This window comes from Paenibacillus sp. FSL H8-0317 (assembly GCF_045040685.1).
Lineage (GTDB): Bacteria > Bacillota > Bacilli > Paenibacillales > Paenibacillaceae > Paenibacillus.
The window spans coordinates 5,509,428-5,522,562 of record NZ_CP150294.1; the positions used below are offsets into that span (position 1 = coordinate 5,509,428).

Below are 13,135 nucleotides of genomic sequence, written 5' to 3' on the forward strand. Positions count from 1 at the left end.
CAATCTGTCTAGCCTATAAGAAAATCATAGATTAAAGTTATATTATCTTGATGTTTATTGAATAGCTCTTTTGAATTTTTTAACTTTCCAATTAAATACTTCTCTTTATCAATATACCTCACGTATTTACTTTGGAGACTTTCTATGGCAGTACTAATACTTTCGTTATAAGCTTCTCTAAGTATTATTAGCTTGTTAGTATTATTATTTTTCTCTTCTTCTAACATATTTATATGATTAGTAAGGATATCTATTTCTGAGAGATACTTCGTGTCATTGTTTATTTTTTTTAAGAGTTCATTGAAATCGTTATATTGATGTTTACACAAGGGACAAGAAGAATTTTTTGTTTCTGTAACGAGTTTAGTCCCTAACTCAATTAATTCTAACAAATCACCATTTAATCCATTGTATTTAGAATATAAACTGTTTTTTTCGTCAATTAAATTACTAAGCTCAACATTTCTATTGAACAGTTTTACACATTGATCATATAGAACTTCAATATCATCTGATGGATGTTCCATTGATACTTTTCCCCATAAAGTATTATTATCTGCAGCTCTATATTCTTTATACTTATTGATAATAAATTCTAATTGTTGTTCTTTCTTCCCTTGCTCGATTAAACAGTGTTCAATTCTCCTTATTCTATTTTCATAGAATATTTTCTTTTCTAAAGACGAAATTTTGCTATAGCAATCTTCTAATAAAGATAGGTCGTTTTTTATCTTTTTTCGTTTCTCTATAAGAAATTCATATTCTTGATTTTCATTTATATGCTCTTTTTCAATAAGAAACATCTCTTCATTAATATTATATATTCTTCTATCTAACTCAGATTTACTCGCACTTAATCCAGCAATTTTACTGTTCATCATTTCATAAAAACCGTATTGATTTATTAAGTATGTGACACCTCTAATTTTTAAATTTAATTCTGCTATCTTTGCTTCATACTGCTTGAAATTCTGTTGTTCTACGTTCAAATTGTTGAAAGTATTTAAAATTTTATTCAACTCATTTTTCTGACTAAAATTTTCTGCAATTGAACTCTTGGAGTTAATATAGTCCTTCTTAAGTCTTACACTTAAGTTAGTTGCCCTTTCAATTTCATTCTTACTCTGAGTCGCTATTGTCTCAAAAACAGACAACTTTTTGTTAAGACTTTGCATAGCCTGGTCATAATCTGAAGATTCATCCATAATAATTGGCATGTTATCCGGATCATTTCTGAAAACCTCAGTTACCAATTTATGCACATTCAAAATTACTAATTCATTAGGTTTACTGGCATTGAGTTCAGTCCTCTGAGCACTTATCTTATTAGAGGTATCCTCCCATTTTTTTTGAACGTCTTTGTTCATTTGGATTAAGTTACTGTACACCAGAGTATCATCACTGTGATCCCAAAATTCTTTTAATGCATTGAATCTTTCAGTAGAAGTTGAAAACCTTAAAAAAGAATCTATCTTATCATGTGTTAATACATTCTGATTTATAAACAATTTATTCCGATGTTCTTTGAAGAATTCACTAGACTGAAAGATAACTGGCTTATCATCATCACGTTGTCTTTTACCATTTAATACAGGTGTTCCTAAAACAATTTTTTCATTATTTTCTAATATAAACTCTACTCTTCCATATCTATTCAAACTATTTTTGTTCTTCAATATGTAACCTTTATCATGATTAGCAATTTCTTTTACTCGATTATTGCCATATATCCTCTTTATATTTCCAGAGAAGCCCCACTCAACCGCATCAAAAAAAGAAGTTTTCCCGAAACCATTAGGGGCATAGATAACTATCAAATTCATAATTTCTTCTTCTACTGTAAAATCAAAAATCTGACTTTTGTTATAACCCCGGAATGCTTCAATCTCAATCGATTTAAATTTCATTTCTTTTTCTCCTTTCATTTAAGTAATTTTGTATTTTTTCTTTTTTTAATTTTTTGTTATTCAGTTGTGTGAATTCTAGGAATAGATTAGCTAATTCAGCATTATCTGAGTTGAATAATTTACTTGCCAATGCAATATCATTCAATCCATCAATTTTTTTCTCAATTTTCAAGGTAAATAGTTGCATTTGTATATAATTCATTATCTTATTTTCATCTAACCATTCTTCATTACTATCAATTATTATTTTCCTTGAACAGTATTTATCTTGTTCAATCTTATATTTAACATCTCTTGATACTTTATCTACAACAAAGAAAAATAAATAAATATTCCATTTTTCAACATTTTTATTTAGATTACTTTGAAAATATGTAGCTATGATGTTATTGATTTTCTTCCACATTTCTTCCAACTGAACATTGCTATGAAATTGAATACTGAATATATAAAATGAGAAGTTAGGATCTTTTTTTTCCCAACATAGCAAGTGCTCTAAACTTTGTTGACTATCTAGTTCTAATTTAGGGATTATAATATTATTCTGTTCTATCATTTTTCAAATACCCTTTCTAACTCTATTTTTAATTCTTGATCGATTGTATTAAGATCCTTATTCCAGTCTACCGATTCGAAAATATTTTCAAATTTCTTCAAATGAAATACAGAAATGTTTTTGTCGATCTCTGGGTCATCAATATTAATTACTCCATTTAGTGGTTTAGTTTGTGAAATATCGGTTATTATATTTTTTATCTGAGACTTATTTAGAGCCGCTGCTTTGAATGATCCAGAGTTATTTACAATGATTATTCCGTCTTGGCGAATATCATCATAAATATTATCTTTAGTAACAATGTGTTCAATAAAGTCATGGAAGTTATAAAATCTTTTAACGAAAAAGTGATGAATTGGATCTTTTCTGGCTTCAGAATTAGTTTTATATAAAAGAATAGGGGATGATAGGTCTTTTGACTCTAATTTAAAATTACTATCATGACTTAGCGCAACTAATAATAATACCCATCCCCTCCATAAATCATCATGAATAGATACCGATTCACTATAATCCGAATAAGGAACCAATAATTTCTCTCTAAGAACATCTTTAATTTTTGCTGGAGTAACTTCCGCACTAACCGAACTTTGCAGTTTTTGTTTCAACCAAGACCTTTCGAATTCACTATATCCTAAAAATGCATGATGGAAATAATAATCAAATGTTGATAAACAACTTGGCTCCAATGGCTTCAACGAATTTGCCAACAAGAACTCGTTGAAGCTTGATATATTTTCAACAATAAACTCAGAAAAAACACCTGATGGATGTTTAAGTTCTATTATTACACCAACTATAAGTAAACCTTCATTCTCTTGAATATATACGGCCGATCCAGAGTATCCTTCAATATTTGTCAAAGCATCATTCTCATATGTTAAAAATCCCACATCTACCTTCGCTGTAAACTGCTTTTGCTCATTTCTTTGAATATGCATAATTTTAGCTTCAAATAATTGCCCACAAATGTTTCGATCATTCAAGATATACGGGTATCCATAAGAGATAATTTCACAGTTCCTATGTGGCTCACCCATTAATAGATTGGGGAGATCATTAACTTTTTTCACAATAATACAAGCAATATCATAAGAGTCATCTTCATGTATCTTATAAGATATCACATTCAATTTTTCTCCTCCAAAATCTGAATCTCTGAATATACTAATATCAGATAGTTCCAAAACATTTGGGTTATCAAAATCTTTACCTATTAGACAATGCTTTGCTGTTAAGACATATGAATATTCATCTGAATGTGGCTGAAACAAACAACCACTACCTAGAGAAGGTTTAGTACCACCCACTTGAATTCTAACAGCCATCTGAGAATAATTATCGCTAAACAATCTATTAGACCTCCAAATGATAGTTGTACTGATTTGAATTTAGCAAAATGCATTCAAAATCATAGTTTTCCATATCTTTTTTTGTGAAAATATCACTTCGTTGTTTATAGTTGAAATATAAATATGTCTTATCTTTATTAGAATTAATGATACGCGCCAAACATTCCTTATCAGGAACACCATGTTTTACTCCGTTAGTGCTAATCAAAAATTTTCTACATTCAATAATTTGAAGAAGCTCATCACTAGTATTATACTTACTTCCATGATGAGATACTTTCATTAAATCAATTTTCAACTTATTTCTTTTTGAATATCCTAATGCCTCTAAACTATTTACAATAATGGATGGATGAGAGTCGCCTAACATCATTATTTTTTTGTTTCTATACTCAAATATAAAAGCTATACTTGTTTTATTGGGTAAGCTTTTGTCCTCAATAAATTTATCATTTATCAACTGATCTATATCAAATCTATCTTTGGAATGTGTAGAAAAACTGATTTTAGAGGTCTCTTCACCCAACTCGGTTTCCCAATTTTCGTGTAATTTAGTTAAAGTTTCTATGTTTGGAGATAATATAGTAAATGTTGCACCCTCAATTTGAAAGTAATCAAGTGATTTAATTATATCTTTATTTGAAATACCTAAAGTTTCAATAATAGATTCAAATTGAATGCCTTGAGCAATACTAACTCTTGATGATTCGGTGTCTGTTAGGTAGATATCCCTATTTTGTTGTATTTCGTTACTAAAATATTCATATAAAACCCTTCCTGAATTAAACCAAATTTTCCTAAATATATTTTTGGGTATACTTTTGTCTTTAAATAGTGATAATATTCCTTGAATATGATCACGATCCACGTGTGTAAGAACTAATAGATCAATGAATTCATTTTTTAAAATCATATTATGTATTTCTTTTTTTAATTTTTGAAAACCAATAGGCCCTCTTCCTCCATCAACTAAGATATTTTTTATATCTTTTTTTTCCCCAAATTTTATCAAAAAACAGTCTCCATCCAACGCAGGTAGCGCCATTATTTCAGTATTCATCTTACCTCCATGTATAATTTAATTTTTCCATCATAAAGCAACACAACATTCATGGTATTGGTTCTACAGATTTCGCTATAATGTTACCCAATACCTTCCAAACTAGTGTTCTCTTTCTTTATACTGATATTTGCTATTCCGAAATATTATCAAGAAATTGGAAGAATATTTATTGTGTTAGAGTATTTCTCACATAAAGTCCCCTTCCTCACCTCATTGACAACCCCCAAAAAAGACTCTATCCTAATAACGAACCAATCATTCACTATTAAGGAGTCGTTCCCGATGGTGCAAGCCAAGAAAGACGAAGTCAGGAAAGAGATTGAATACGCGGCACTCAAAGTCTTTTTTGAAAAGGGCTATGTGGATGCCAAGATGAGCGATATCGCGAATGAAATCAATATTTCCGTGGGCAATATCTATACTTATTTTAAGAACAAGAAAGAACTATTTTACGCCGTCGTGCCGCCGGATCTGGTGGATTATCTGAAAAATGTGCTGGTGGAGACGATTCACTTTGATAACCAGACCTTGTTCGAGGAAACGGATAGCAAGCGAAAGTCGGCGCTGTTGCAGGAACAGGTAGACGTATTACGGAAATACCGGAATCAGATTGTTATCATCTTCGAAAAGAATAAAGGCACCATCTACACCAACGCCAAGAATGAACTTGTTGAGCTGATGATCGAAACCAAGAAGGCATATCTCAAAAATCAATATAAACGGTATGAGATTGGCACTGAGGAGAACTTGATCTTACTGAACATCCTCGCACACAACGTGATCGACATGAACCTGGATCTATTGAAACGGGATATGAGTGAGGACAGCCGGAAGCAAATATTCGAAGCGTTATATGTATACAGACTGTACGGTATGAAGAGTCTCAACGAATAACGCTCCATCTCATCATTTATGCCGGTTAGACAAAGCGTGCCGATCAGATCAACTTCACTTGGTTTGCACGAAAAAAAACTACATCATAGATCTGGCTATTTTTTTAACCTAAAAATGAATTATTTATTCATTATTGAAACATGTATCTTCATTACCTTAACTACTCACCTCACCTACATTCCAAGGAGGAACACAATATGAACACCGCTTACGCATTGGAAAAGGTCAATCTGATCCACGGCGACTCAAGCCGCAATCTGCAAAAAAACATGACGATTCTCGTCAATGAACAAGGACTTATCCAGGATATCGGCCGAGATCATGAGTTGCATATCCCAAGTCACTACACAACCATCGACCTCTCAGGGAAATACGTGATGCCTGGATTAATTAATGCACACGTACACCTCTTTGCAGATGGTAAACCGTTCAGTCTCTCGGTCAGTGAAGGTTTGTTGCAGTTTGCCTATGATCGGATATTGAACACCAAGTTTGGCAGAAACGTTTTGAAAAAACGCATGAAACGCAACGCGCTGACCGCACTCCATGCGGGTGTGACGACAATGCGCAGTGTGGGGGAATTCTTTTACACCGATGTCCAGCTACGGGATGAGATTAATAACGGCGACTTTGTCGGCCCTAATCTGCTTGTCTCTGGGTTTTTCCTAAGTGTCACGGGCGGACATGGTGCTCCATTTCTGGCTCTTGTGGGCGACTCTCCGTGGGAAGCCAGAAAGAATGTGCGCATCAATGTGAAACACGGCGTGGATCTGATCAAAATCTGTGTGACGGGTGGCGTGACGGATGCGAAAATGGTGGGCGAAGCTGGCCGATTACAGATGACGGTGGACGAAGTTGCAGCGATCTGCGATGAAGCGCATAAGATTGGCTTGCGGGTGGAAGCACATGTGGAGAGCACGGAAGGCGTACGGGTTGCGTTACAAGGTGGCGTCGATACCATCGAGCACGGTTCGGAGATGGACGACGAAATCATTCGTTTGTACAAAAATAATCCAATGCCCTGAATGGTTACACCGCACTCATCCCCACTCTGCAAGCCGCTTATCCCTCCGATTCACTGGATACTGGCGTAACGAAGGTAAGTGCAACGGTAAAAGAGAATTCCCGACTCGTCTACGATTCCATGCTCAAAGGCGTAAAACAGGCGATCGAAAACGACATCACCATCGGTATAGGTACTGATGCCGCCATGCCTTACGTGACTCACTATGATATGTGGAGAGAGATGGACCACTACATGAGACAGGCCAACCTGAACAACAAACAGGTCATCGACATGGTGACCCGAACCAATGCGAAGATCTTAGGCGTTGACGATGTTACAGGGACGGTGGATATCGGGAAACATGCCGATCTGATTATCATGGAGCAAAATCCGCTCGAACATATCGAGGCCTTGTCAGACATCTCTATGGTCATGGTCAAAGGAAATCTAATTCAAACACCATCTGTCACAAGAATCAAAGAAGTCGACGATGTTCTAAACTCAGTTTGGTGAATTCAGGAGTGAATATTAATGAACAAAATCATTCCACCACCCTCTTCAAAAACATGTAAAACCCAGTATAAAAAAGCAACTACGAAGGGAGGATACCCTGAAACCGTAGGTGCTTTTGGTTAAACAAAACTTCAATTTAACCCTCAACATGCTTACTTTTGTGAACGGAAGGAGAGTTCTTCGTTGAATGGAGTGTCTGTGGTGTTTAAATCATTTCAAGCTCTGTCTTTTTCTTACCCACATGTACACTACTATTGAACCTACTAAAGCAATGACCAAACTCATTATTGTTATACTCATATAATTATTCGGAGATGTACCGGAGTTAATGACCGGATAGCCACCCGCACCGTCTACTTCTGGATCAACTCCTTGGGATTGCACATCTTTTAAGAAATCAATCGTCTTGGAGGAATCCCATAGCTGATTATTATCCATACCTCCCATAAGTGATTTTTTCTCAGTAGGTACATCTGGTATATTTACTTCTTTACCATTGATCTTCACGGCCAAATAACGGATATTTCCGTCCTTGATTAATACCGGATTAAGCGTATCTACGTCAGTAGATAAGGATTTTGTCATCGTATTTAAGGACGCATCCAACCTGGAGGCATCTCCTCCTGCAAGAACCAATCTGAACTCACCTTCGAATTGTTCTATACTAAGAAATGACTTTCCAACACCGCCCGATTGCACAATAAAGTCATACTGTCCTGTCGGCTTAGACACATCAATCAGACTGTCAGATACTTTTTCAAATTTCTCAGAGTCAAATAAGTATACTTCGAAGCCAGGGCCTAAAGTGACAGACTTAACTTCTTCTTCATTCTCATAGCCATATCCCACAGGATCGTCTAATACCATTTTTTTGAATTCATCCAATCCTTGTCCTTTGGCAAAGGTCTGTACATCTTCAGGTACATTGCTGGCATAACTACTTGGAGCCATAATGTAACTGACCATTAGACCTATCCCTATCATCATTAAAATTCTAATATATTTCATGATTATAGACCTCCTCAGCTAATCCTTATTGATAATGCCAAAAGTCTTTAAGTCCCCATCTCCACGTTCTTTCTGCTCCCGTACCTCCGTTAAATTTCGAGAATTCCATTGAAGTTTTCACACCATCCCAAGGATCCAGATAATGCATATAATAAGTATAGGTAGGAGTATTACTATAGCCATAAATAGCAACTGCATGACCAATAAGAGCCGTAGGACTATTCCATTTCCAACTCACATATACGGGGCGCCCTCCATCAATCTGACTTTTTACTTGGGCAACATTTAGATTACCTGAGTAATAATTAGAAGATACTCCATAGTCATGCATTCCACTTTGGGCTTCTACTGTGGATGCCGATATATTAGCACAAGAACTGGTTGACTTCACTTTCTTAACGAAATCGCATTGATAGACATTTTTGTTAGCCGTGAATTTAAGAACACTTGAACTAACTGCTGCCCAACACCATTCACTCTTCTCTTGCTTTGCAATAGGATATGATGGCAAATCAGTAGAAGCAGCATATGCTTGTGACACAAAAGAGAGTGTGAATATTAGTGCAAATACGGAGAATAAAAAAGTTCTTCGAGATTTCATTTTAAACCTGCCCCCTCATTTCATTAGATTTGAATAAATTTGTTAAACTGCGCTTATCTACCTCAATCTTTTTTGTTCCCTCCAATCCAAACCTTCCATATTCATGTCACCCACGCTGTATATAACTAGTAATTCATCATAAATGTTTCCTTTTTTTAAAAATACTTTAATCTAAGTTCAAAAAAAGTAGCGCAAAGCATATCCACCATTTGAGGCTTGTTGCAGTATGCCTATGATCGGATATTGGATACCAAGTTCGGAAAAAAAAAGAGTGAAACGCACTGACCGTACTCCATGCAGGTGTGACGACGAGGCGTCGTGTGGGAGAATTCTTTTACACTGACGTGCAGCTGCGGGATGAGATTAACAACGATGATTTGTCAGACCCAATCTGCTCGTCTCCGGTTTTTTCCTAAATGTACGGATGGAAATGGGGCTCCTTATCTGGCACTGGTGAGCAACTTCCCATGGGAAGCATGAAGAATAAGGGTCGCTTTACAAGGTGGTGTGGATACCATTGGGTACGGTTCCGAAATGGGCGACGAAATCATTCGTTGGTACCAAAATAAACCTAACGTCGTTCTTCTTCCTGACGATAGGCGGGATAATTGGGCAACTCATTGATTTCGAGAACATCTTGTCCAACATCAGGACCAAATTCTCGTCCAATGGCTTAAATGAAGGATTAACGGTTGCCATCTCATTGTTGTGCGTGGGATCGATCCCGATTCTGGGGCCACTATAAAGTGCATTACAGGGGGATAATACCTTTTTACAAATCAATACGATTTTCTCAGGTATTACGTCATTGATTCTGGCATCCACCTTTGGGATCGGCATCATCTTCTCAGCGTTCATTCTATTGATTATCGAAGTACTGGTCTTCTTCTCGGCTGATTTCTTATCCGTCTTCATGACGACAAACATCATGAACGAAATCACTCTGATAGGTGGTATCCTGGCGCTTTGTACGGGGTTAAACATCTTGAAGATTACGAAGATCAAAGTGTTGAATCTGTTGCCTGCCTTATTTATTCCTATCTTTATGCTGTAGCTTCAGATATGTAAATATAGAGTTCATCAATCATACTTAATACTTGCTTCAATTAAATATGCTTTATCTTTAGGATTCAATAATTCAGGCATTATTCTTTGAGGTGGCGGAATATCTTCAACAGGTTCTCCATCCAAAAATAATTCAAGTGCTTCTTTCGCCATCAATAATGCTTCTTCAACTGAATCGCCACAGGTGATACACCCAGGCAGATCAGGAAATGTAACATTAATTCCATCCTCAGCAAAATTAAAAATTGCGTAGTATTGGTAAGTTCGAATCATATGGGACACTCTCCTGTTATCTATACTTTTAGCAAAAACAGCAAAAAGCCTTTCGGATTATATCTGAAAGGCTCTCAACTCGCTTTTACTCTTAATTTCCCTCAAATATATTGTTATAAGATTAATCATTCAATCCTTTGCCCTCCAGGATCGGCTGCATGTACTTCTCGATTCGTGACACTTTTGTTTTGGATTGCTTCGGTTGTGAGAAATAATAGAGATATGCCCGCTGCCGTCCGGGTGTCAGTGCTTCAAATGCATCTCGGAAAGCAGGATTCTCATCGAATTGCTGTTGAAGTTCCTCAGGAACGCTATATTCGGTAGTCTTTTTCATTTCCACTTGCAGTCCGGCCTGTTCCACTTCAATCGCTTGCTGGATATAGGCTTTGATCATAGCCTCCTGCTCCTCAATTTGCTCCAGACTGGTGAAGCGAAGCTGGCGTTCTGCCTGTACATTCTCCGTTTGCTGGACCAAAATGCCGTGTGTATCCTTCAGCAGAGCACCTTTGAAGAACAGAATGGCCACGTATTCTTTGAATCCATGAATTAGTACGATGTTTTTCCCATCGAGCATGTAACAAGGATGCATCCACTTCATATCCTCTGTCAGTTCAAAATCCCGAATAATCTCTCTCAGCTTTGTGGACTCTTCCTTCCACGTTTTGAGTTTCTTTAGATAGCCGTCAACTTTGCGATTCCCACTTGTATCGGTCATGGAGAAATACCTCTCTTTATCTCATGGTTTTATAGATTCAATTGTACTGGTTTTCAGTGGATTGTACAGCGTTGCTTACAGAGCCTTTATTGACTTTTCCACTTGAATTTAAACCTGAATAGCAACAAAGACCATCCTGTTAGATGGCCTATAATTAAAGAAAGTGATTTAAGAAGACGTATTAATTGGTTTGAATTATTTGGGGCGAGTTCTATTAAATAAATGGCTAAAGAAGTCAATATGGACGTAGAGTATAATCTGTTGTACTCTTTTATGGCAGTTAATTATTTATGGAGAGCAACGGACCTGATTCTAAAATCCTTTTTCCCAACTAAACAACTATCCTTTTCAATGTTTATAATGACTCAGCAAAAAGGAACTATGTGCAAACTAACTGAAGAACAACTTCAATTCTTTAAAAAGACGGACCCACAACTGTTTGATAAACTCGTAGAACAATCTGAAACCCCATCAAGTTAATTCCGGCTACGGATAAGAAATAAGACAGCCAGCTCCCAAGTACGGGGGCTGGCTGTCTTATTTAATTGTAGTTGTTGATGGAACAGAAAGTCTTATGAACCTTCAAGCACCTTATCTTCAATTACAGGCGCCGGTATTTCTTTAATCTCTACGGATTCTTCCGGAGCAAAGCTCTGGATCTTCATCGGCATAGAATCCAGGTACTTGTACTCTTCGGTCTTGGTAGAGCTAGTTACAATTTCACCGTTTTTGTCTTTCTGATAAATCACACGTTTTGTCGGTAAACCCGTATTTACATCAATGGTTACAACTTCCTTGTGGAGGTTATCCTCCGAAACAGCTTTTTGCTCGTTACTCTGTGTAGCAGAACGGGATTGTGTGCCCGCTGCTTCCAGTACTGTCCAATCCTGACTCTGTAATTCTTCTTTAGCATTCTCCAACAGCGAGATCTGTAGCAACTTCTCATTTTCAGCAGCTATGTTGTCCGGCATGGTCCAAGTATTCCCAACCAATTTTCCTGTCTCGAAATCTCGACCATACGAAGTGATTTTCTTACCACCATCTTCAATAATCAATTTATTATGAAGCTGGTTATCACGGTATTCCTCAGTGATTTCTGTCAAATTCACACGGTCCCGGTAGCGAACGATATATGATCCGTCTTCAAACGATTCTTTAATGTAATCAATCTTACCCTGGGTCGCCTTAAGTGCTGCGTTTTCAACATCGCTTTGAGCACTAACTACAGACGGTTCATTCAAGTACATGTAGCCACTCACAGATGCAGCTACCAGTGGAATGGTGAGTAGTGTAACCAATGTTTTTTTCTTCACAGGTTGGCCCTCCTCTTATTTAGTCAGTATATATTCTTATTGCTTTATTCTGATTTTTACGTGCCTAACATTTCATATCCTCTATATAATTATCCGTTTTGTACTTAACAATCCACTTAGTGAGGAATTAACCATACTATCCAATATGGAACTCAGTGTATTACGTTCGCATTTAATCTCTAAAACATTCAAAGTGTTGATACTACTTTCTAACACTAAAAAAAGCGATACTCCTGAGGGAATCTCGCTTTAAGTTTATTATGAAATCAGCATCTTCACGTATTATACAATATTTTGGAAGTTGAGCTTAAACAAATCAATTAAGGTTACGGCGTACAGTTTCTCCATTCAATAAATTTACAGTTTGATCATTAATTGAGATTGTGTGGTTATCAACCCATTCCAACTTAACTTGATCTGTCTTTCGCTCATAGTAAAATACTCGTTTAAACCATAGAGGTCCTTTTAGTTCTCCTATAACTCCAGAAGACCCCATGGCACCAGCGTCAGTTTTAAAGAAATTTAATGTATAGTTCTTGTCTGGTGAATGCGTAGTCGTAAGTAATTCTTTTGAACCCGAAAACATGGATGTAAATGATAAAACACCAAAAAGTAAAACGATCAGTACTACCGAAAGAAGCGTGGATATCCAACTTCTTACCTTAGCTGACTTGCTCGATTTATCTTTGAAACTTATTAAACTTAGGACCAAGCCTATAACTGAAAATAGTAGAATCACGTAGTTTGGTGGTATAACTAACCATTTATTATTCATATTAGAATACAGTGAATACATCGAAATAATGGACAAAAAAAGTACTAAAAACAAAGCTAACCAGCTTATTTTTTTCACTAAAAATGAACCCCCT

Annotated in this window: 13 protein-coding genes and 1 pseudogene; 4 read left to right on the plus strand and 10 right to left on the minus strand. The window is 36.2% G+C overall.

The annotated features are described in order from the left end of the window. Positions 1-8 precede the first annotated feature (8 nt). The 4 genes from MHB43_RS24655 to MHB43_RS24670 are packed head-to-tail and all read right to left on the minus strand — an operon-like array spanning position 9 to position 4,875. Entirely contained in the window at positions 9-1,907 is a 1,899-nt protein-coding gene (locus MHB43_RS24655) for a hypothetical protein (RefSeq protein ID WP_405130646.1), read from the minus strand. Beyond that, positions 1,897-2,463, minus strand: a complete 567-nt coding sequence (locus MHB43_RS24660; RefSeq protein ID WP_339178554.1) for an ABC-three component system middle component 1 — start codon at positions 2,461-2,463, stop codon at positions 1,897-1,899. The genes MHB43_RS24655 and MHB43_RS24660 overlap by 11 nt, the downstream gene beginning before the upstream one ends. Continuing rightward, on the minus strand, positions 2,460-3,815 hold the full coding sequence (locus MHB43_RS24665) for an ABC-three component system protein (protein WP_339178556.1): 1,356 nt from the start codon (positions 3,813-3,815) through the stop codon (positions 2,460-2,462). The genes MHB43_RS24660 and MHB43_RS24665 overlap by 4 nt, the downstream gene beginning before the upstream one ends. Positions 3,816-3,819: 4 nt before the next feature. Then, positions 3,820-4,875 carry an MBL fold metallo-hydrolase gene (locus tag MHB43_RS24670; RefSeq protein ID WP_339178558.1) on the minus strand — a complete coding sequence of 352 codons (1,056 nt, stop codon included), beginning with the start codon at positions 4,873-4,875 and terminating at the stop codon, positions 3,820-3,822. Between the two features lie 285 nt (positions 4,876-5,160). On the opposite strand from MHB43_RS24670, the gene MHB43_RS24675 reads away from it, so the two are divergent. The 3 genes from MHB43_RS24675 to MHB43_RS24685 all read left to right on the plus strand — a co-directional run bounded on the left by MHB43_RS24675 (position 5,161) and on the right by MHB43_RS24685 (position 7,291). Then, on the plus strand, positions 5,161-5,772 hold the full coding sequence (locus MHB43_RS24675; RefSeq protein WP_339178560.1) for a TetR/AcrR family transcriptional regulator: 612 nt from the start codon (positions 5,161-5,163) through the stop codon (positions 5,770-5,772). 197 nt (positions 5,773-5,969) lie between these two features. Continuing rightward, entirely contained in the window at positions 5,970-6,797 is an 828-nt protein-coding gene (locus tag MHB43_RS24680) for an amidohydrolase family protein (RefSeq protein ID WP_405130647.1), read from the plus strand. Between the two features lie 119 nt (positions 6,798-6,916). After that, a complete protein-coding gene (locus tag MHB43_RS24685; protein WP_405130648.1) occupies positions 6,917-7,291 on the plus strand; it encodes an amidohydrolase family protein in 375 nt (124 codons plus the stop codon). 210 nt (positions 7,292-7,501) lie between these two features. Here MHB43_RS24685 and MHB43_RS24690 read toward each other — a convergent pair whose 3' ends face one another. Beyond that, a complete protein-coding gene (locus MHB43_RS24690) occupies positions 7,502-8,299 on the minus strand; it encodes a hypothetical protein (protein ID WP_339305312.1) in 798 nt (265 codons plus the stop codon). A gap of 25 nt (positions 8,300-8,324) precedes the next feature. After that, positions 8,325-8,900: a papain-like cysteine protease family protein gene (locus MHB43_RS24695; RefSeq protein WP_339178566.1), complete on the minus strand. Its 576-nt coding sequence runs from the start codon at positions 8,898-8,900 to the stop codon at positions 8,325-8,327. Between the two features lie 517 nt (positions 8,901-9,417). On the opposite strand from MHB43_RS24695, the pseudogene MHB43_RS24700 reads away from it, so the two are divergent. Continuing rightward, positions 9,418-9,954 (plus strand): annotated as a pseudogene (locus MHB43_RS24700) (DUF554 family protein). Positions 9,955-9,980: 26 nt separating this feature from the next. On the opposite strand, the gene MHB43_RS24705 reads toward MHB43_RS24700, so the two are convergent. From MHB43_RS24705 to MHB43_RS24720, 4 genes are all read right to left on the minus strand, one after another. Further along, positions 9,981-10,238, minus strand: coding sequence for a type II toxin-antitoxin system HicB family antitoxin (locus MHB43_RS24705; RefSeq protein ID WP_339178568.1), 258 nt, complete (start codon positions 10,236-10,238; stop codon positions 9,981-9,983). 121 nt (positions 10,239-10,359) lie between these two features. Then, complete coding sequence (locus MHB43_RS24710) at positions 10,360-10,953, minus strand: YdeI family protein (protein ID WP_339178571.1); 594 nt, start codon at positions 10,951-10,953, stop codon at positions 10,360-10,362. A gap of 572 nt (positions 10,954-11,525) precedes the next feature. Further along, complete coding sequence (locus MHB43_RS24715; RefSeq protein ID WP_339178573.1) at positions 11,526-12,266, minus strand: hypothetical protein; 741 nt, start codon at positions 12,264-12,266, stop codon at positions 11,526-11,528. A gap of 316 nt (positions 12,267-12,582) precedes the next feature. Then, positions 12,583-13,119 (minus strand): DUF5412 family protein, encoded by a 537-nt coding sequence (locus MHB43_RS24720; protein ID WP_192133379.1) that lies wholly within the window; start codon positions 13,117-13,119, stop codon positions 12,583-12,585. Positions 13,120-13,135 lie beyond the last annotated feature (16 nt).

Excerpts from the sequence above, each read along its gene's own strand:
- MHB43_RS24690 (WP_339305312.1), bottom strand. The coding sequence starts at position 8,299 with ATGAAATATATTAGAATTTTAATGATGATAGGGATAGGTCTAATGGTC.
- MHB43_RS24670 (WP_339178558.1), bottom strand. The coding sequence starts at position 4,875 with ATGAATACTGAAATAATGGCGCTACCTGCGTTGGATGGAGACTGTTTT.
- MHB43_RS24675 (WP_339178560.1), top strand. The coding sequence starts at position 5,161 with ATGGTGCAAGCCAAGAAAGACGAAGTCAGGAAAGAGATTGAATACGCG.
- MHB43_RS24655 (WP_405130646.1), bottom strand. The coding sequence starts at position 1,907 with ATGAAATTTAAATCGATTGAGATTGAAGCATTCCGGGGTTATAACAAA.
- MHB43_RS24680 (WP_405130647.1), top strand. The coding sequence starts at position 5,970 with ATGAACACCGCTTACGCATTGGAAAAGGTCAATCTGATCCACGGCGAC.
- MHB43_RS24695 (WP_339178566.1), bottom strand. The coding sequence starts at position 8,900 with ATGAAATCTCGAAGAACTTTTTTATTCTCCGTATTTGCACTAATATTC.
- MHB43_RS24660 (WP_339178554.1), bottom strand. The coding sequence starts at position 2,463 with ATGATAGAACAGAATAATATTATAATCCCTAAATTAGAACTAGATAGT.
- MHB43_RS24710 (WP_339178571.1), bottom strand. The coding sequence starts at position 10,953 with ATGACCGATACAAGTGGGAATCGCAAAGTTGACGGCTATCTAAAGAAA.
- MHB43_RS24685 (WP_405130648.1), top strand. The coding sequence starts at position 6,917 with ATGCTCAAAGGCGTAAAACAGGCGATCGAAAACGACATCACCATCGGT.
- MHB43_RS24705 (WP_339178568.1), bottom strand. The coding sequence starts at position 10,238 with ATGATTCGAACTTACCAATACTACGCAATTTTTAATTTTGCTGAGGAT.